We start from the raw sequence: 17,489 nt of genomic DNA on the forward strand, positions 1-17,489 counted from the left end.
CGCACTAAACAACCAGCCCGGAAAAAGATTTTCCGGGCTGGCCATACTCTAAAAATGATTAGCTGCTGTTTCCTGAAAAACAGCTTAGTCTAACAACACAATTCCTTCATCCTCTGCCGCCAGAATCATGTCCTCAATTAATGATCTTATGGTTTCTACAAATACTTTCTGGTCTGTCGCCGGCGTCAACGGTATCAGTCTAATGCTTTTCCCGCTTAACGGCTCAGCTTCACCCGCTCCTCCTTTTTCTGGGTAAAGTACCAGCACTTGATGCACCGGGCGTATTCTTTGCCAGCGTTTTTTCCGGTAAATATACGGTGACCTCACATTATCCGCATAACTGATCAATTGTTTCATTGTATCACCAAGTGCTGTTTTCTTTCGATACTTTAAGTCCATTAAAATCGCACCGATAAAAATGCCCCCAATAAATACATCTACTCTGATATCGGGGTTATTATTGGTACTCGTCGTATAGACCGGAAAATCAGCAGGATCTGTTTTTTCCATATCACTTGGAATTTTCCCGTCGTATACAATTTGTAGCCGGAGATCCCCTCTTAATAATGAAACAGTGGTGCCTTTAGGAATTGTCGGAATTACATACAAATTGCCGGAATTCCATCCGTCAGGTTCGAAAATCCAACCGGATCTTTTTTCAAAGTCATATGTGCTTCCGCAGAAATGGGATAGAACTTGCAGGTAGCCCCATATCTCATATAATTGATCTGTTCTTTTCCATTGATACCGCCAAGCCGGATGCAGGGAAAAATTCACTTCTTCAGAGTCTAAGATCCGGCTAACCTGCCATATTTTCCTGTACCGAATATCTTCAAGCATTTTATTAGGTGTCGACAGAGGATGCTGATTTGCAATTTCATGATACCAATGGCACGTCTTCAATACATTTAGGGCGCCCTCCATTTGTGCAGCTCTATTACGGTACTGTCCCAGCTCTTTTAAAAACAATTTTCTTTTTTCATAAGGCGTATAGGATGAAAATGCACTGTTCGTGTTGTTTTCCAGCTGCCCGATGCAGGTGTCGAGGGCAGCGATAAAACGGTCCAACAGTTTGACCCATTTTTCGATGATCATTTTGAGCATCCTGTTTTCAGGCAGGTCATAATTGATTCTTTTTTTCAATGACAATAGTTCATCCGCTGATTCCGGATGCTTTAAACGATAACGGATGGAAACTTCGTCGATTTGGGACGGCCGCTCAATTGGCTGAAGCCGATATTCCTTTTTTAAAGTATACCGCACCCGCTTTGCAAGATCAGATACAATGGCGGATACATCTGAAAAGTAACTGTTCAGCGTATTAAATTGCCGGAACAAATTCGGATCAATCGGCATGTTTTCAAACTTCATGTTTACATGCTGTTTCCGGACGACATCGAGCGCCAAGCCTCTTAACTGGTCTTCTACTTCTTTCCTCATTGTACTCAACTGGTCTTCTGTCAGCCTATTTGAAATGATTTTTACGAGCGAATAGTATTTTTTTCCTCTGGCATGTATGGTTACACAGTAGATACCCGGAATGTAAGGATAATATTCTTCATTTGAGTGATACTTAAATAGTGTCACTTGCTGGCCGGCTGCGAGGTAAGGCTTTCCTTCCCCGTCTACCGGCAATCCTGCATTTAGCAGGATATCAAAGCCATCCATATAACACTTCGCATCTTCGTCCGTGCTAGTAAAAGACAACTCCAGAGGGATATATTCCCGTAAAATTAAATAGCCGTGTTTGCCTTCATCCCACTCGTAGAGGTTCTCTACAAAGGGAGTGAGCACTTTCTCTTCCCGTGTTCCATCCTGGTATATATGTGTAAATACAACCGAGAAGCCTGTATTAGATTGTGTATCCATTTAATTTCAACTCTTTCGCTTTTTGTTTCACAATTTCGCGGCTCTTTTCGAAGTCAGAGACTTGTTGATGTTGATCAAACAGATTTAATAGTATACTGCCGTTTACTTCCCCTGTTTCCTTATCATAAATTCCCGCAAGCTCACGAAGCTGATCCTCGGAACCCCTGAGTTTCGTGAGAATCCGCTGCACCATTTGAAGATCAAATGCCTGCTCTCTCGTAAGCACATCCTGGACAGGCAAATTGGCCAAATACGCATCTATTTGCTTTACAATCCGCGGACCGACTCCGATTTGTTTATTTGCGTCGTGTAACGCCTGGTGAACGTTCCAAAGGAATTTCAGTTCTTCATCCATAAGGGCTACATTTCGTCTATCCGCTTTAAATGATGTAAACGTCTCAAAATCTACTTCTCTTGTACCAAGCGCAAGGTTTTTTTTCCTTTCCGGCAGCTTTTTCATATGTTCGAAAGGCATAATTTCGAGCGACAGCACATTCGCCCGGTCCAATACCTTATCTGAAAAGTGATACGTCGATTCATCCACATTCACCGTGCCGACAAATAATACATTTTCACGTATCGCAATCGTTGGCGGATACTGAGCGGAATTATAGAGTCGGCTTTCCAAATCGTCATTATACAACCGCAGCACTCTTTTTCCATGATCCATTTCCAGAATAGAAAGAAACTGTGAGAAATAATGTTCGACACGAGCCAGGTTCATTTCATCAAAACAAATAATAAACAATTTATCCTTTTCATCTTCTGCTTTTCTTAAGGCATTGATCAAGCCTGAATCTCCCGGACGGTACACCATATGGAGGGTATCCGCATAACCAATTAGATCTGAATCTGACGTCCATGAAGGGCTCACCGGTATGAGCGTATATTGAATCCCTTTTAATCCCAGCGCATGGCTGTAAAGTTCCACCAAATTCGTTTTGCCAGTGCCACTCATTCCCGAAAGAATGACAAGGGAGGAGGACTTCATGCACGTATGAAAATTGATCAAGTCTTTTTTCTCATATACAAACCCAAAATCCCTCGTTGTGGTAAACAGTTTGTCCAAGAATTCATTTTCTTTGGCATTGTAAGGTGTTAAATCCGGATCCGGTGTTTGAAGCCCTTCTACCTGCAGAGTTGCTGCTGCTTCAGCTTGCATTTGCACATTAGGTATCTTTTTGGGATCCTCCTGCACTTTATTGGTCTGTTCAATTGCCGGATTTGCTTCCTCTTTTTCTAACTTTTCCAGGTTTAATGGGACAGCCTGCTCCACAAGGGTGGTCAGTTTTTGGTAAAGTTCAAGCGGAACAAAGACAATGTTTGGAATCTCATCACTAAAATAGCATTCTTCAATCCATTCAGGTGTCAGCCCAACTTCTTTTAATTCGCCGTGGATTTCAAAGTTAAAACCGCCATGCGCGTGCTGGTGGTGGTCAATTTCACCAAAAACCGAAAACTGGTCATCTTCTTCGCCTTCTTCTCGCCACATCACCAATGAAGGCGTGTCATCTGGCTCATGAGACAAATTTTCCACTTTTCCAACGAATTTTTTGTTGTATAATCTGAATAAAAACTCGTCTTTATCTATGTGATGCGCTTCCTTGTTGAAAACGGGAACAGGAATTAACTTCAGGTCAGTGTGGAAACTCGGCAATTTCGAAATGATCCGGACATCGATTGCATTAAATACTTCTTCGTGATTATAACGCAATCTTTTTTCTACCTTAAACACAAACAAGCGGTCTTCCAGCCACTCTCTTAACCGGTTTTTCCGCTCAAAGTCAGTTAGGCGATAATCATCCTCAAAACCCCATCTTTCCAAATCGGAATAAAATCCGGTTACCGTTTTCACATTTGGAAAACTTGCTGCAGGTTGTGAAATAATTTTAATAAAGTATTGAAGGCTATCCTGTTTATTGATGATGATGGTGTCTCGGTTCGATAAATCGAAAGGATCCGATTCTGCCAATACACCAATCATGTCATTTTCCCATACTTTTACGCCCATTATTTAATCCCTCTTTCAATGTATTTCTTGACAGATGGAAAATCTTTAAACTCTCTTACTTTTTGTGTATAAACATTTTTTATCTTCTTTTTGAGCCATGGCGGAACAAGGTAGGCCATCATCCAAATTTCGTCTGCATGCTCCAGCTCCCCGGTTTGTACTGCCTCTTTGAACTTATTTGCCTCAATCGTATGAAATAATGGATTTTCGGACTCATCAATCAACTTATTTTTCGGATCTCCTATAATGTAAATTTGCCGGGCAGCCGCTGTACTTTCAGACGGTTTAGATTCAACCCACTCATCCGTTTGGACTGCGGCAGCCACTTCTTTATTCGTGTTCAACAGCAACGCGTTTAAGTGTGAAATTTCCAATTTGAGTTTCTGAATCTCATCTTTTAATTGCTGCATTTCCGCCTCAGATGTTTTTTTCCACTCATTGAGCCTATTCTTCTGTGTTCTTTCGTTTCCCAATTCTTGCTGAAGTTGTTCTTTTTCCTTTTTCCATGATTGTTTCTCTGCCTTCCAGTCTTTTTTTAAGCGGGACAGGAGCAATTCAAACTTCTTAATGCTTTGCTGTAATTCCTGGTTTTTTTTCTGTGATTTTTGCCACTTTTTCTGCCAATCTGCTAAATCATGTTCATCTTCTTGCTTTGGTGGTTCTGTTTTTTCAGTTAAAACTCTTAGTTCGTCTAGACTGGAGAGACCATTTTTCTTGCAAACCAGCTCCTCGAATTGTTTCGCCCGTTCATGATGACGATCCTCAGGACTGGAGTAGAGCGCTCCGAGAATCAAATGCAAAGTTTTTCCGTCCTGATACAACTTGAATAATTCATGTACTGTTTTATCTCTTATATCGTCTTCGTCTTTTGCTGCTACTATCTTATAAAAGTCCTGAATCTTTTTTAAGTTACTCTGCTTCAGACACTCCTTGGTCACCAATGCCCTTATTCTCGTAATATCTTTACTAGTGATATGCCGAAAGCCTCTTATACTTATTTTCCAAATCTTGATTAAATTTGCTAGTTCATCATCTGGAATGGTACTAAATATTTTCTTCCATATTTCTTTCTCCATCTTTTCCCCTCCTGATTCTATTTACTTATCATTTTACTTTATAGTGATACCGATAGAAATGCCTTTAACAGTCTTTTTTTCTGTCCCCTGTAATCAAGTGCAATCAAACTGATCTGATTCACTCTCTTTTCTTCGGTCTATATAAAATGAACTGAAGTTTTTACATTAAGCCCGGGCACCACTGCATAATGGAAGCTTTTTACAGCAGGCAACAGAGCCGCGATATTTTGTTCACTTTATATAGCTTTTTTTAAATGAAAAAAGTGCTTACCCCTTAAGCACCTTTTTCGTTTTCCTTATTATGATTTGCTATTGATTTTAATCTGATACAAATCTCTTCTCCGGTCGGCCAGTTGCCGGACGGAGCCGCTGTTGCGGTTGCGGCGCAGTTTCTCAAGATCGACATCGCCGACAACAACGGTATCGACATTGGGATCGCATTCCCCGACAATGCCGTCCCGGGCAAAGCCGAAATCGGAGGGGGAAAAGATCCCGGACTGGGCATACTGGATATCCATGTTTTCCACGTGGGTCAGGTTGCCGACTGTTCCCGCAATACAGGTGTACACCTGGTTTTCAATGGCCCGCGCCTGCGCGCAGTAGCGGACGCGCAAATAGGCCTGGCGGTCGTCCGTGCAAAACGGGACAAAAATAATGTTCGCACCGTGGTCGACAGCGACACGGGCCAGCTCCGGAAACTCGATATCATAGCAAATCAGAATCGCAATTTTCCCGCAATCCGTATCAAATACATTGAGTTCGTTTCCTTCCGCGATCCCCCACCATTTCCGCTCATTTGGCGTAATATGGAGTTTGGTCTGCCTCTCAATCGTCCCGTCGCGCCGGAACAAAAAAGCGACATTGTAAATGCCCCCGTCTTCTTCCACAAAATGGGACCCGCCGATAATGTTGACATTGTAGCGTACGGCAAGCTCTGTAAACAGTTCAATATATTGGTCTGTGTACCCGGAAAGCCGGCGCACTGCCTGGTCAGGGCGTTTTTCTTCCAGGTAGGACATCAACTGCGTGGTGAAAATTTCCGGAAAAACGGCGAAATCAGAACCGAAATCCGCGGCCACATCGACATAATATTCTACCTGTCTGACAAAATCATCGAAGGAATCAATTTTTTTCATCATATATTGGATCGCTGTAATCCTGACCGGGAACGAAGCATGATAGACACGGCGGGACTTCGGCAAATAATCGACGTTATGCCATTCCATAAGCGTTGCAAATGAAGCGGATGCTGTATCATCCGGCAAATACTGCCTGTTGATCCGCATAATCTGGAACCCTTCAAGCAGCTGGAAGGACAGAACCGGGTCATAAATATTGTGCATCTCGACTTCTTCCACGTATTCGCGCGGGGTCATTTTGTCTTTATATTTGCTGTAATTCGGAATCCGGCCGCCAATGATGATGCTTTGAAGGTTCATTTTCCGGCAAAGCTCTTTCCGTGCCTCATACAAACGGTGCCCGAACTTCATGCGCCGGTATTCCGGGTCGATCATCACTTCAATGCCGTACAGGTTGAGCCCGTGCGGATTATGGTTGGTAATGTAGCCGTTCGCAGTGATCGTATCCCATGTATGCTGGTCTTCGTATTCATCGAAATTGACAATTAAGCTGGAGCAGGAACCGACGATTTTCCCTTCGTATTCCACGCAAAACTGCCCTTCCGGAAAAATCCGGATATGGCTTTCCAGCTGCTCGTGTTTCCACGGCTCCATCCCCGGAAAACATTTTTTCGACAATGCCATAATATCATCAATGTCTTCAAAGCGGATGTTCCGCACCTCGATTTTCTTCTCAAACTTGGATACATCTGTCTCTGGCACAATCTCACACCCTTAACACACTTTTTCTATTATCATACCCTATCCGAATCGGTTTTGCCCGAAAAGCAGCTGAAATGCCGAAAATATAAGTTGACAAATCGGAATAATATTATTTATCATAGTTTTAACAAATTATTTCTATACAGCTTATCAAGAGAGGGGGAGGGACTGGCCCGAGGAAACCTCAGCAACAGATTCTTTTTGGGAATACTGTGCTAATTCCAGCAAGCGCCAAGCTTGGAAGATAAGTTAAGGAGCCGCGCCCTCTTCTTAACTTTTCTTGAAGGGGGCCTTTCTTTTTTGGATCATCCGCATTGCCGGCCGGACCACCACGCACACACGAAATTTATTTTGGGGGGTATGAAAAATGGCTCATATTGATGAAACGAAAGTAGCCCGCATTATGGAATCATTGCAAAAACTGGAGTTTGGAACAGTGGTCATTTCGATCCATGAAGGAAACATCACACAGATCGAAACAACCGAGAAAGTCCGGTTTGCACTGGAAAAGAAAAAAGCGGCACTTCCCAAACAAAAGATGGGATGACGGGCGCCGGCATTCCGGTTATCTCTTTTCCCGTTGTTCGTGCTACACGAATGCCGGCATTTGGATATCGTCCAAATGCCGGATTTGTTTAAGAGTACAGTGGTATGGAAATTTGCGGAAATGCTGTTTTTAAAGCAGCATTCAGGCGGCCAGCCGCTTGCCGGTCAAGTTCATAAAACCCATCCTCGTATAATAAGTTTAAATCCAAAGTGGATGTCAATTTCCAGTTCATTCTGCTGCTCATTGACAAGTGAATATAAGATTTTGTATTCCGGGCGAGCCCGGAATACAAGTTCGGACTTGGACGCTTCGCGATGTTCCCGGATAATGGTCTTAGGATCGTTTGGGTCAATGCTTCCCCTCCTTGTAGCCTGACTACTCGAAAAGTCTGCATCCCCAGGTTCTTGCTTGAACGTCTAACCCGTAGGCCGTTCCTCCGGATCTCCGTGCTGGAAATGAGCAGTTCCAGGCAGCCCACGGCCCGGATGAGTTCTCATACGCGAGGCTGACAGATCGGCAAGCCATCTGGGGATATCCCGAAGCGTCCGATTCCATCGATCCCAATACAGAGAGGAGGAAATCATATGCCCTTATTTGTCGGTATTGACGTGAGCTCCAAAAACCTCGATGCCTGCCTGATGGATGGAATGGGGGAAACGTTAGCCACCCAAACGGTGACAAACAATCTTCCCGGTGCCTCTGAGTTAAGAGACACCATCCTCCAACATGCGGAGGCGGATGACACCATCCAGATCGCCATGGAGGCCACATCTGTGTATAGTTGGCACCCGGCAATGTTTTTCCATGAAGATCCCGAGCTGAAACAGCGTCGTACAAAGGTGTTTACCCTGAATCCGAAGCTGGTGAGAAATTTCAAAAAGGCTTATGCCGAGATGGACAAGACCGATCCCAAAGATGCCTGGGTAATTGCGGACCGCTTGCGTTTCGGGAGATTGCCGAAATCCGTGATTCAGTCAGAACAATACCTTGCCCTTCAACGGTTAACACGGATGCGCTATCACCTGATTCAAAGTTTAACCCGGGAACAACAGGTATTTTTGAATCATCTGTTTTTCAAATTCAGTGCCTTTAACCTTGAAGTGGATACATCGGTCTTCGGCCATGCCATAACGGAATTTTTGCTTGAGGCCTATAGCCTCGATGAAATTGCCCAAATGCCTCTGGAGGACTTAGCGATGTATCTCCAGACCAAAGGCCATGGCCGCTTTAGCGATCCCGAGGATTTGGCCGCATCCATCCAAAAAGCTGCCCGGTCCTCTTACCGGCTTTCTAAATGTGTGGAGGATTCGATTGACTTGGTCCTGGGCAGTTCTATTGAGATCATCCGGCATCTTAAACGCCAAATCAAGGATTTGGATAAGGCGATTGCCCGCGTTCTTGATGGAATCCCGAATACCCTCCAGACCATTCCGGGAATAGGCCCGGTGAGCTGTGCTGGGATTCTCGCTGAAATCGGCGACATTGAGCGCTTTGACGACCAAGCCGCGATCGCAAAATTTGCCGGATTGTTCTGGCCCCGCCACCAATCGGGTGATTTTGAGGCTGATGACAAAATGCTTGCGCGTACAGGCAATCGTTATCTCCGGTATTACCTGGTTGAGGCTGCCAATCTGGTCCGGCGACACGAACCTGAGTACCGCGCCTTTTACCAAAAGAAATATCGTGAGGTGCATAAGCACTCACACAAACGCGCCCTCGTCTTAACGGCAAGAAAACTGGTGCGCCTGATCGATGCGCTGCTCCGCAACGATCAAATTTATGCGCCGAAAAAGAAGGTGACGCGATGAGGTAACCAGGTAACCATCATCGATAGCCTGAACTTGAAAACTTCCAGATTATTCCAATTATCTGGAGGCTTAGTTCAGTATTGCCATTTTTACGACATAGAGCCAACAAAATTTCCAATTCACTTGTTTTTAACCCTTGACATCACACCGTAGGACTTTTTTTCACTTGTTGGTCGAGAATGAACACCCCTTTTTCAATGCAAGTTGTCCCGAGCGAAGCCAAGACCGGTTTCAGGGCGTAATCGAGCGCGAGCAAGTGGCCGAATGTGCCGCCCATGGCGAGCGCAGCACCTGTTTGCCGGATAAGCCATTTTGCGGCAAAAGATCCAGAAACGTCTTGAGCAGTCCGGAATAAGACGCTTTATAGACCGGTGTCAAAATGATTATCGTATCGTCTTCTTCCACTTTTCCTAATGCCCCGGTGATGGGCGGGCTTTGCCGGGCATGCATTAAATCGCCGGCCGGAAGTTCCCGGATATTGATGAGCTCCGGTTCGTACCCGTGCCCCCTTAACCCGGCCCTGATATAATCACGGATCCCATTTAATCTCGTATACGCAGAAGGGCTCCCGTTCAGCAGTACTATTTTTTCCGCCATATGAATCCCCCCATTTCTTCCTTAATTTTTCATTGCATGCAAAACCGGGTGGCCGCTCCCTAAAATGCGGTTTAAAATATGATTGGCCGTTGCTGCAAAGAGGGCGTGGTCCCTTTTCCGCGGATAAGGGAGTTTTACCGGGCAGTCCATCGCAATTTTCCCTTCTTCGATTAACACTACCCGATCGGCGAGGGCGACTGCTTCTTCCACGTCATGCGTCACCAATATGGCTGTAAAATGTTTTTCGAGCCAAAGAGACTGGATCAGCGCATGCATTTCAATCCGGGTTAAAGCATCAAGCGCCCCAAGCGGTTCATCGAGGAGAAGGATGTCCGGCTCATGGATTAATGCCCTCGCCAGCGCCACCCTTTGTTTCTGCCCGCCGGATAAGGATGAAGGCCAATCATCCGCACGCCCTTCCAGTCCGACCTTTCTAAGCATTTCACGGGCCGCATGCTTCCAGTCTCCTGCAAGGCCCAGGCCGACATTTTGAAGCACGGTTTTCCACGGGAGCAGGCGGCCGTCCTGAAACATCATTTTCGCCGATCTATTTATGCCGGATAAAGGCGCCCCGTTTATAAGAATTTTTCCGCCGCTTGCCGCTTCAAGCCCTGAAAGCAGCCTGAGGAGCGTACTTTTGCCGCATCCGCTCCTTCCGACAATCGCAACAAATTCCCCTTTCCTTATTTTCAAATGAAGATGACGCAGGACGCGATGGCTGCCGAATGATTTTTCCAGCCCCTCAATTTCCACAGCAAACACCTTATTCGTCATCGTTTCCTCCTCCTTTATTTTTGATATGACGGGTGCCACTTTAACAATCGTTGTTCCGCGATTTTTGCCAGCCAGTCGGAAATTTTTCCAAGAAGGGCATATAAGACAATGCTCAAAACGACAACGTCAAGCTGCATGAACTCGCGGGCGTTCATGGCCATATAGCCAATACCGGAGTTGGATGCAATCGTTTCGGCCACAATCAGGGTTACCCATGTGACCCCGAGCGCATAGCGCACACCGACCAAAATGGAAGGAAGCGCCCCCGGCAGGATCATATGCCAAAAAAGCGCCGGCCCTTTCAGCCCGTAAACACCCCCCATTTCAATCAGCGCTCTGTCCACCGAACGGATGCCATGAAACGTATTTAAATAGATTGGAAAAAAGGTGCCGAGCGCGACGAGAAACAGCTTCGCCTCTTCCCCGATCCCGAACCATAAAATAACAATCGGAATCAGGGCGAGATGGGGAACGTTCCGGACCATCTGCACGGTACTGTCGAGCAGGCCCTCCGCTTTTGTGGACAGCCCGGTAAACAGCCCGAGCCCAAATCCGATTCCGCCGCCAACCAAAAATCCGACCAGTGCCCGTTTTGCGCTGGCGGCGATATAATCGAAAAGCTGCCCGGATTGTGTGAGACCCCAAGCCGCTTTTACAACGGCAACAGGGCTTGGGAGCACATTGGATGGCAAAATGCCGGCCGAACTTGCAAGCTGCCAGGCAAACAGCAGGAAAACCGGCACCACCCATGGCATGACGCGTTTTTTCAACATCAGATCGGCCTCCTTACTTTAATACTTTCGGCAGTGCATCGTTCGCCACAATCTCGCCGAACGGGCTGATGACATTGGAAACGGGGGCATCAGGCTGTTCAAGCGGAAGGTATGGGAACAACAGCTCAGCCGTCCGGTACGCTTCTTCAAGATGCGGATAACCGGATAAAATGAACGTTTCAATGCCAAGTTCTGCATATTCCTTCATTCTTTCTGCGACAATTTCCGGGCTGCCTACAAGCGCCGTTCCCGCCCCGCCGCGCACGAGCCCGACGCCGGCCCAAAGGTTCGGGCTGATTTCAAGATGGTCCCGGCTGCCGTTGTGCAGGGATGTCATCCGTTGCTGGCCGACCGAGTCAAACCGTGAGAAAATCTTTTGGGACGCTTGGATGAGTTCATCATCCACATACCGGATCAAGTCATTGGCAGCATCCCACGCCGCTTTTTCTGTTTCCCTGACAATGACATGGAGCCGGATGCCGAAACGCACTGTCCTTCCTTGTGCTGACGCCAGTTTTTTGACATGGCTGATTTTTTCCTTTACTTTTTCCGGCGGCTCGCCCCAAGTCAAATAGACATCGACATGTTTTGCCGCCACTTCCTGCCCGATTTCCGACGACCCGCCGAAATAAAGCGGCGGATAAGGCTGCTGCACCGTCGGGTAGAGCAGTTTGCTCCCTTTTACGTTTAAATATTTGCCTGTAAAATCGGCTTCCCTGTTTTCGAGCAAGTTCCGCCAGATGGTCAGAAATTCATCGGTCAGTTCATAACGTTCGCGGTGGCTGAGATGGAGACCGTCCCCCGCCAGTTCAACCGGATCCCCTCCGGTGACAACATTGATGAGCAGCCGCCCTTCGGAAAGCCTGTCAAATGTTGCGGCCATTCTCGCTGCCTGCGATGGAGACATGATCCCAGGCCGGACCGCAACGAGGAACTTCATTTTTGAAGTAACCGGAATCAGGCTCGAGGCCGCCACCCATGCATCTTCGCAAGATCTTCCGGTTGGGAGCAGCGCCCCGGTGTAGCCGAGCTGGTCGACCGCTTGTGCCACTTGCTTTAAATAATGATAAGTGACGGCCCGCCCGCCGGTTGTTACCCCTAGGTAGCGCGAATCGCCATGCGTCGGTATAAACCAGAATACTTTCATGTATCATTTCCCCTTTCATTTAGTCGGATAAAAAGGCTTCTTTCACTTTGATTGGTTTCGGAATTAACTTCAGTTTGTAAAATTCATTTGCGATTTGCTGCTGGCCCTTAATCGTTTGCGCTGTGATTTTTTCAACGCCAAACTGTTTGCGGCTGAGCGCCAGTTCCAATGATTTTTTATCCATTCCAATCTGCGGCGCCAGGAATTCAGCCGCCTGCTTTGGATTTTTCTCCACCCATAGGTCTGTTTTCTCAAGTTGTTTAAAAATCACTTGGAGAACGTCCGCATGGTTTTGTGCAAACGGCTTTGCTGCCAGGAAAAACTCCCGGTTCTCGACAAGGCTGGTGCCGTCCACTATGGTGCGGGCTTTCGTTGCCAGCTGTGCATCAGCCAAAAACGGATCCCAGATCACCCATGCATCGACATCCCCTTTTTCAAATGCAGTGCGCGCATCGGCGGGCGCCAGAAAAACCGGATGGATGCTGCTGTAGGAAATGCCGGCTTTCTCCAATGCCCGTACAAGCAAATAGTGGACATTCGAACCCTTATTCAACGCAATTTTTTTGCCTTTTAAATCTTTGAGGCTGTGAATGTTGGAATTTTTCGGGACAATGATGGCTTCCCCTTTTGGATTGCTGGCCGAATTGGCAAAATATACGAGCGGCGCCCCTGCTGCCTGGGCAAAAATGGGCGGCGCTTCCCCCGTGTGGCCAAAGTCCAGGCTCCCCGCATTCAGCGCTTCCAAAAGCTGCGGGCCGCCGGGAAACTCCGTCCATTTTACGGAATAGCCGAGCGGTTTCAGTGCTTTTTCAAGTGTTCCTTTCGCTTTTAAAATGTTTAAGGTTCCGAATTTCTGATAGCCAATCCGGACCACTTTACCGCTTTTTGTGCCCGGTTTTGCCGCCACTGCATCCTCTTTTGCGGTGCTGCATCCGCTAATGAGTAAAAAAATGGCTGTGATCAGCAGCAAATAGACCGGCACCAGCCGCTTTCCTTTTTTTAACATTTCCCTCTCTCCTTTCCTGTTTTATAGCATTATGTAGGAGGTACACATGGGCACCGTCTCCTTTCCTATCATTCCGATTTATTTAGTGGGTATAAGGCCGCAAAAAAGGCCCCTCATCTTTTAAATAAAGTGAGGAGCCTTCGGTTGACCGGCCGGCTTCAAAATATTTTAATTGTCTTTCCACATCTGCATCCGCTTAAATGTAGCTTGCCCGTTTGAAAGGTTAAATTCATTTTAATTCCACTATTCCGACATGTCAAGTATTATTATATTTTTTTAAGATTCGTGCTGGCCGCCGGCATCGGGGTGGATGGTGCACTTTCATGAAAACCTTTGACAATTGTAAAAAAATCAGGTAAAGTACCAATGTACGAACATTTATTGAGTTATATTCAAATAATATTCGTTTTTAGGAGTGTAAACCCATGGATACAGTGTTTGATTATGAAGATATTCAGCTAATTCCGGAAAAATGCATTGTAAATAGCCGCTCGGAGTGTGATACGAGTGTGGAATTGGGCGGGCGTAAATTCAGACTGCCTGTTGTGCCGGCCAATATGCAAACCATCATTGATGAAAAAATCGCAGTCTACCTTGCGGAAAACGGATATTTTTACATTATGCACCGTTTTCAGCCGGAAAAGCGGCTTTCGTTTGTAAAGGAGATGAAGGAACGCGGGCTTTATGCTTCTATCAGCACAGGCGTCAAGCCGGAAGAATATGCGTTTATCGAAGAACTGGCTACAAGAAACCTGGAGCCGGAGTATATAACAATTGACATTGCACATGGCCATTCGAATGCCGTGATTGATATGATCCATCACATCAAAAAGCATTTGCCGGAAACCTTTGTCATTGCCGGAAATGTCGGCACGCCCGAAGCTGTCCGGGAACTGGAACATGCCGGGGCAGACGCCACAAAAGTCGGGATCGGGCCGGGGAAAGTATGCATTACAAAAATTAAAACCGGGTTCGGAACAGGGGGCTGGCAACTGGCGGCATTGCGCTGGTGTGCAAAGGCGGCAAGCAAACCGATTATTGCGGACGGCGGAATCCGCACGCACGGCGATATTGCCAAATCGGTCCGGTTCGGGGCGACAATGGTAATGATCGGCTCCCTTTTTGCCGGGCACGAAGAATCCCCGGGTGAAACGATTGAAATGGACGGAAAACTTTACAAAGAGTATTTCGGTTCGGCATCGGAGTTTCAAAAAGGGGAACGCAAAAACGTCGAAGGAAAAAAAATGTACGTGGAATACAGGGGCCCGCTTCAGGATACGCTGAAAGAAATGGAAGAAGACTTGCAATCTGCCATTTCCTATGCCGGCGGCAACAAACTGGCGGACATCCGGAAAGTGGACTATGTCATCGTGAAAAGCTCCATTTTTAACGGGGACCGGGTATATTAACGCCCGCCACAGTTGAACCCATCATATGAATGTCATAAGGGACTCTTTTTGTGCAAACCTCAAATTCCTTCATTATAGGATTGCTTGCTAGCTCGTTTCAGAGAGACAAAAATTGGGTGCGGCACAAATATTCGGCTTCGGCAGTTAATGGCCACAAATATCGCCATTCCCGTGGAAGGCACGGTTTCCTCACGAAGGCGTTAAAAAAGGATATGAGCCCGATTGAAGCCCATATCCTTTCGCTTTTACTTGAGCTGTAAATGTTTTTCCCTGACTTCTTTCGTCGCTTGGACAAGATTTTTAAGCGCAGGAATCGTTTCTTCCGGTTTTCTTGTTTTCAGGCCGCAGTCAGGATTGATCCAGAATAATTTAGGGTCAATCACGCGAAGCGCACGTTCAATGCTCGTCTTGATTTCCTCGACACTTGGTATTCTGGGGCTGTGAATGTCATAGACACCGAGGCCGATCCCTTTTTCATACTGATGGTCTTCAAAAGTGGAAATGATTTCCCCATGGCTTCTGGCAGCCTCGATTGAGATCACATCAGCATCCAGTTGGTCGATGGCATCAATGATTTCATCAAATTCCGAATAGCACATATGTGTATGGATTTGGGTGCTATTCTCCACATAGCTGGTTGCCAAACGGAAAGCATAAACAGCATCATGAAGATACTTTTCTTTTTTCTCCTCTTTTAATGGCAACCCTTCGCGAATAGCCGGTTCATCTACTTGGATCATCCGAATCTCATTTTCCTCAAGGGCCTGAATTTCTTTTTTCAGGGCAAGCGCAATTTGATTGATGACATCAAATTGGCGAATATCATTTCGAACGAATGACCAATTATAAATCGTAACAGGGCCGGTGAGCATGCCTTTGACCGGCCGGGTTGTCAGACTTTGGGCATAGGTGCTTTCTTTTACGGTCATTGGCGATTCCAGGTCCACATCGCCAAAAATAATCGGCGGCTTGACACATCTGGAACCATAGGATTGAACCCAGGCAAAACGGGTAAAAGCGAAGCCGCGAAGTTTTTCGCCAAAGTATTCGACCATGTCATTCCGTTCGAATTCACCATGGACGAGCACATCGATGCCGAGGTCTTCCTGAATTTTAATCCATTTTGCGATATTTTGCTGAATGAATTGCGCATACTGGCTTTCCGTCCATTCACCCTTGCGCCATTTTTGCCTGGCTGAGCGGATCTCTTTGGTTTGCGGCAGGCTGCCAATGGTTGTCGTCGGCAGAAGCGGCAGTTGCCACTTCTTTTCTTGTATGGCCTGCCGCTTGGAAAATGGCAACGGCCGTGCTGGCATGCTATTTCCAAGCGATTGAATTTCCTCTTTAACCGAATCAATGTTTCGATGTGATGAGCGGTTTAATGCCTGTATCGCTTCTTTGCTTTCTTTTATTTCTTCAAGGATGGCATCGCGCCCTTCATTCACGCCTTTTACAAGTGCCACGACTTCTTTCAGTTTTTCATCCGCAAAACTGATCGCATTTTTTAAAACTGGCTCCAGTTCGCTTTCTTGGCGGACCGTGACGGGAACATGCTGTAAACTGCAGGATGGCTGAATCCAAAGCCGTTCCTGATCCACAAAATGGAGGAGATCATTTACTTGTTGTAACGCTTCATCAAGATCGGTGCGCCAAATATTTCGGCCATCTACCATTCCGGCGGCAAGCACTTTATCTTCCGGAAAACCGTATTTTTCAAGTGATGCAAGATTAGCACCGTCATCATATACAAAATCAAGGCCAATCCCTTGGACAGGGAGGGCTGTTACGTCCTGATAATGATCAATAGATTCAAAGTATGTTTGAAGTAAAATATTCAAATTGGGAACAGCTTGATGAAAAGCTTCGTACGTTTCTTTAAAGCAGCCAAGCTCTTCCTTGTCAAGCGTTGTCGAAAGAATGGGTTCATCGACTTGAATCCATGTTGCTCCCGCTCTTTGAAGATCAGCAAAGACTTCGATATAAAGCGGGATAAGGGAGCGCAAAAGATTCGGGAAGTCCTTCTTTTCAAACCCTTTTGATAGTTTTAACAAGGTAACGGGGCCCACAATAACCGGCTTTCCATCAATATTCAGCTCTTGCTTCGCTTCAAGATAAAGATTGAGCAAACGATTTTCAGTAATATAAGGGGTAGTGCTGGCGTTTATTTCCGGGACGATGTAATGGTAATTGGTATTAAACCATTTTGTCATCTCGGAAGCAACCGCATTAGAATTGCCGCGGGCTATACTAAAATATGTATCTAAGCTGACAGCGCCGTTTGTATGGTGAAACCGTTCAGGGATCAGGCCGAAAAGAACAGCAGTATCCAGAACGTGATCATATAAGCTAAAATCACCGATTGGAATCAGATCGATCCCGCTATTTTTTTGCTTTTCCAAATAACTTAAGCGCAATTCCTTTACCCGTTTTAAAAACGCTTCTTCAGAAAGCGTTTTTGCCCAAAATTGCTCGAGTGCCTGTTTCCACTCCCTTTTTTCTCCAATTCTGGGGTAACCTAAGTTGGAACTTTTTACTTTTGACATCGTTCTCCTCCTTGTTCGTGACCCTGTATAAGGGGTTCTGCCGCGAAGTTATGAAAAAATACCGAAGTTATGAAAAATACTGAAGTTA

Annotated in this window: 14 protein-coding genes and 1 riboswitch; of the genes, 3 read left to right on the plus strand and 11 right to left on the minus strand. The window is 46.1% G+C overall.

What is annotated here, in order from left to right:
* Positions 1–84: 84 nt before the first annotated feature.
* From NST20_RS13970 to NST20_RS13985, 4 genes are all read right to left on the minus strand, one after another.
* Positions 85–1,869, minus strand: coding sequence for a DUF2357 domain-containing protein (locus tag NST20_RS13970; RefSeq protein WP_342399697.1), 1,785 nt, complete (start codon positions 1,867–1,869; stop codon positions 85–87).
* A complete protein-coding gene (locus NST20_RS13975) occupies positions 1,853–3,880 on the minus strand; it encodes an AAA family ATPase (RefSeq protein ID WP_342399698.1) in 2,028 nt (675 codons plus the stop codon). The genes NST20_RS13970 and NST20_RS13975 overlap by 17 nt, the downstream gene beginning before the upstream one ends.
* Positions 3,880–4,956 (minus strand): hypothetical protein, encoded by a 1,077-nt coding sequence (locus NST20_RS13980; RefSeq protein WP_342399699.1) that lies wholly within the window; start codon positions 4,954–4,956, stop codon positions 3,880–3,882. The genes NST20_RS13975 and NST20_RS13980 overlap by 1 nt, the downstream gene beginning before the upstream one ends.
* Before the next feature lie 299 nt (positions 4,957–5,255).
* The gene (locus NST20_RS13985) at positions 5,256–6,800 is read right to left on the minus strand and encodes a bifunctional GNAT family N-acetyltransferase/carbon-nitrogen hydrolase family protein (RefSeq protein ID WP_161655672.1); all 1,545 of its coding nucleotides are present in this window, start codon (positions 6,798–6,800) and stop codon (positions 5,256–5,258) included.
* Between the two features lie 141 nt (positions 6,801–6,941).
* A riboswitch (SAM riboswitch) is annotated at positions 6,942–7,048 on the plus strand.
* A 116-nt stretch (positions 7,049–7,164) separates the two neighbouring features.
* Between NST20_RS13985 and NST20_RS13990 the strand changes: the two genes are divergently transcribed.
* Positions 7,165–7,344 carry a YezD family protein gene (locus NST20_RS13990; RefSeq protein WP_017553067.1) on the plus strand — a complete coding sequence of 60 codons (180 nt, stop codon included), beginning with the start codon at positions 7,165–7,167 and terminating at the stop codon, positions 7,342–7,344.
* Between the two features lie 88 nt (positions 7,345–7,432).
* Here NST20_RS13990 and NST20_RS13995 read toward each other — a convergent pair whose 3' ends face one another.
* Positions 7,433–7,696: a hypothetical protein gene (locus tag NST20_RS13995; protein ID WP_342399700.1), complete on the minus strand. Its 264-nt coding sequence runs from the start codon at positions 7,694–7,696 to the stop codon at positions 7,433–7,435.
* Positions 7,697–7,928: 232 nt separating this feature from the next.
* Between NST20_RS13995 and NST20_RS14000 the strand changes: the two genes are divergently transcribed.
* Entirely contained in the window at positions 7,929–9,152 is a 1,224-nt protein-coding gene (locus NST20_RS14000) for an IS110 family transposase (protein WP_237349286.1), read from the plus strand.
* Positions 9,153–9,383: 231 nt separating this feature from the next.
* Here NST20_RS14000 and NST20_RS14005 read toward each other — a convergent pair whose 3' ends face one another.
* The 5 genes from NST20_RS14005 to NST20_RS14025 are packed head-to-tail and all read right to left on the minus strand — an operon-like array spanning position 9,384 to position 13,449.
* Positions 9,384–9,749 (minus strand): NAD(P)H-dependent oxidoreductase, encoded by a 366-nt coding sequence (locus tag NST20_RS14005; RefSeq protein WP_342399701.1) that lies wholly within the window; start codon positions 9,747–9,749, stop codon positions 9,384–9,386.
* A 21-nt stretch (positions 9,750–9,770) separates the two neighbouring features.
* Entirely contained in the window at positions 9,771–10,523 is a 753-nt protein-coding gene (locus NST20_RS14010) for an ATP-binding cassette domain-containing protein (RefSeq protein WP_328005072.1), read from the minus strand.
* Positions 10,524–10,537: 14 nt separating this feature from the next.
* Positions 10,538–11,296, minus strand: a complete 759-nt coding sequence (ssuC, locus tag NST20_RS14015; RefSeq protein ID WP_342399702.1) for an aliphatic sulfonate ABC transporter permease SsuC — start codon at positions 11,294–11,296, stop codon at positions 10,538–10,540.
* A gap of 13 nt (positions 11,297–11,309) precedes the next feature.
* Complete coding sequence (gene ssuD, locus NST20_RS14020; RefSeq protein ID WP_342399703.1) at positions 11,310–12,443, minus strand: FMNH2-dependent alkanesulfonate monooxygenase; 1,134 nt, start codon at positions 12,441–12,443, stop codon at positions 11,310–11,312.
* Between the two features lie 19 nt (positions 12,444–12,462).
* Positions 12,463–13,449, minus strand: a complete 987-nt coding sequence (locus tag NST20_RS14025; RefSeq protein ID WP_342399704.1) for a sulfonate ABC transporter substrate-binding protein — start codon at positions 13,447–13,449, stop codon at positions 12,463–12,465.
* Between the two features lie 425 nt (positions 13,450–13,874).
* Between NST20_RS14025 and guaC the strand changes: the two genes are divergently transcribed.
* Positions 13,875–14,858 carry a GMP reductase gene (gene guaC, locus NST20_RS14030; protein WP_342399705.1) on the plus strand — a complete coding sequence of 328 codons (984 nt, stop codon included), beginning with the start codon at positions 13,875–13,877 and terminating at the stop codon, positions 14,856–14,858.
* A 245-nt stretch (positions 14,859–15,103) separates the two neighbouring features.
* Here the strand turns inward: guaC and metE are convergent, their stop codons facing one another.
* Complete coding sequence (gene metE / locus NST20_RS14035) at positions 15,104–17,401, minus strand: 5-methyltetrahydropteroyltriglutamate--homocysteine S-methyltransferase (RefSeq protein ID WP_342399706.1); 2,298 nt, start codon at positions 17,399–17,401, stop codon at positions 15,104–15,106.
* Between the last annotated feature and the right edge of the window lie 88 nt (positions 17,402–17,489).

Source organism: Weizmannia sp. FSL W8-0676, assembly GCF_038593015.1.
Taxonomy (GTDB): Bacteria; Bacillota; Bacilli; order Bacillales; family Bacillaceae_C; genus Weizmannia; species Weizmannia coagulans.

What these genes read in the sequence shown, in the direction of transcription:
- NST20_RS13970 (WP_342399697.1), bottom strand. Translation starts at nt 1,869, where the DNA reads ATGGATACACAATCTAATACAGGCTTCTCGGTTGTATTTACACATATA.
- NST20_RS13975 (WP_342399698.1), bottom strand. Translation starts at nt 3,880, where the DNA reads ATGGGCGTAAAAGTATGGGAAAATGACATGATTGGTGTATTGGCAGAA.
- NST20_RS13980 (WP_342399699.1), bottom strand. Translation starts at nt 4,956, where the DNA reads ATGGAGAAAGAAATATGGAAGAAAATATTTAGTACCATTCCAGATGAT.
- NST20_RS13990 (WP_017553067.1), top strand. Translation starts at nt 7,165, where the DNA reads ATGGCTCATATTGATGAAACGAAAGTAGCCCGCATTATGGAATCATTG.
- NST20_RS14000 (WP_237349286.1), top strand. Translation starts at nt 7,929, where the DNA reads ATGCCCTTATTTGTCGGTATTGACGTGAGCTCCAAAAACCTCGATGCC.
- NST20_RS14005 (WP_342399701.1), bottom strand. Translation starts at nt 9,749, where the DNA reads ATGGCGGAAAAAATAGTACTGCTGAACGGGAGCCCTTCTGCGTATACG.
- NST20_RS14010 (WP_328005072.1), bottom strand. Translation starts at nt 10,523, where the DNA reads ATGACGAATAAGGTGTTTGCTGTGGAAATTGAGGGGCTGGAAAAATCA.
- ssuC (WP_342399702.1), bottom strand. Translation starts at nt 11,296, where the DNA reads ATGTTGAAAAAACGCGTCATGCCATGGGTGGTGCCGGTTTTCCTGCTG.
- ssuD (WP_342399703.1), bottom strand. Translation starts at nt 12,443, where the DNA reads ATGAAAGTATTCTGGTTTATACCGACGCATGGCGATTCGCGCTACCTA.
- NST20_RS14025 (WP_342399704.1), bottom strand. Translation starts at nt 13,449, where the DNA reads ATGTTAAAAAAAGGAAAGCGGCTGGTGCCGGTCTATTTGCTGCTGATC.
- guaC (WP_342399705.1), top strand. Translation starts at nt 13,875, where the DNA reads ATGGATACAGTGTTTGATTATGAAGATATTCAGCTAATTCCGGAAAAA.
- metE (WP_342399706.1), bottom strand. Translation starts at nt 17,401, where the DNA reads ATGTCAAAAGTAAAAAGTTCCAACTTAGGTTACCCCAGAATTGGAGAA.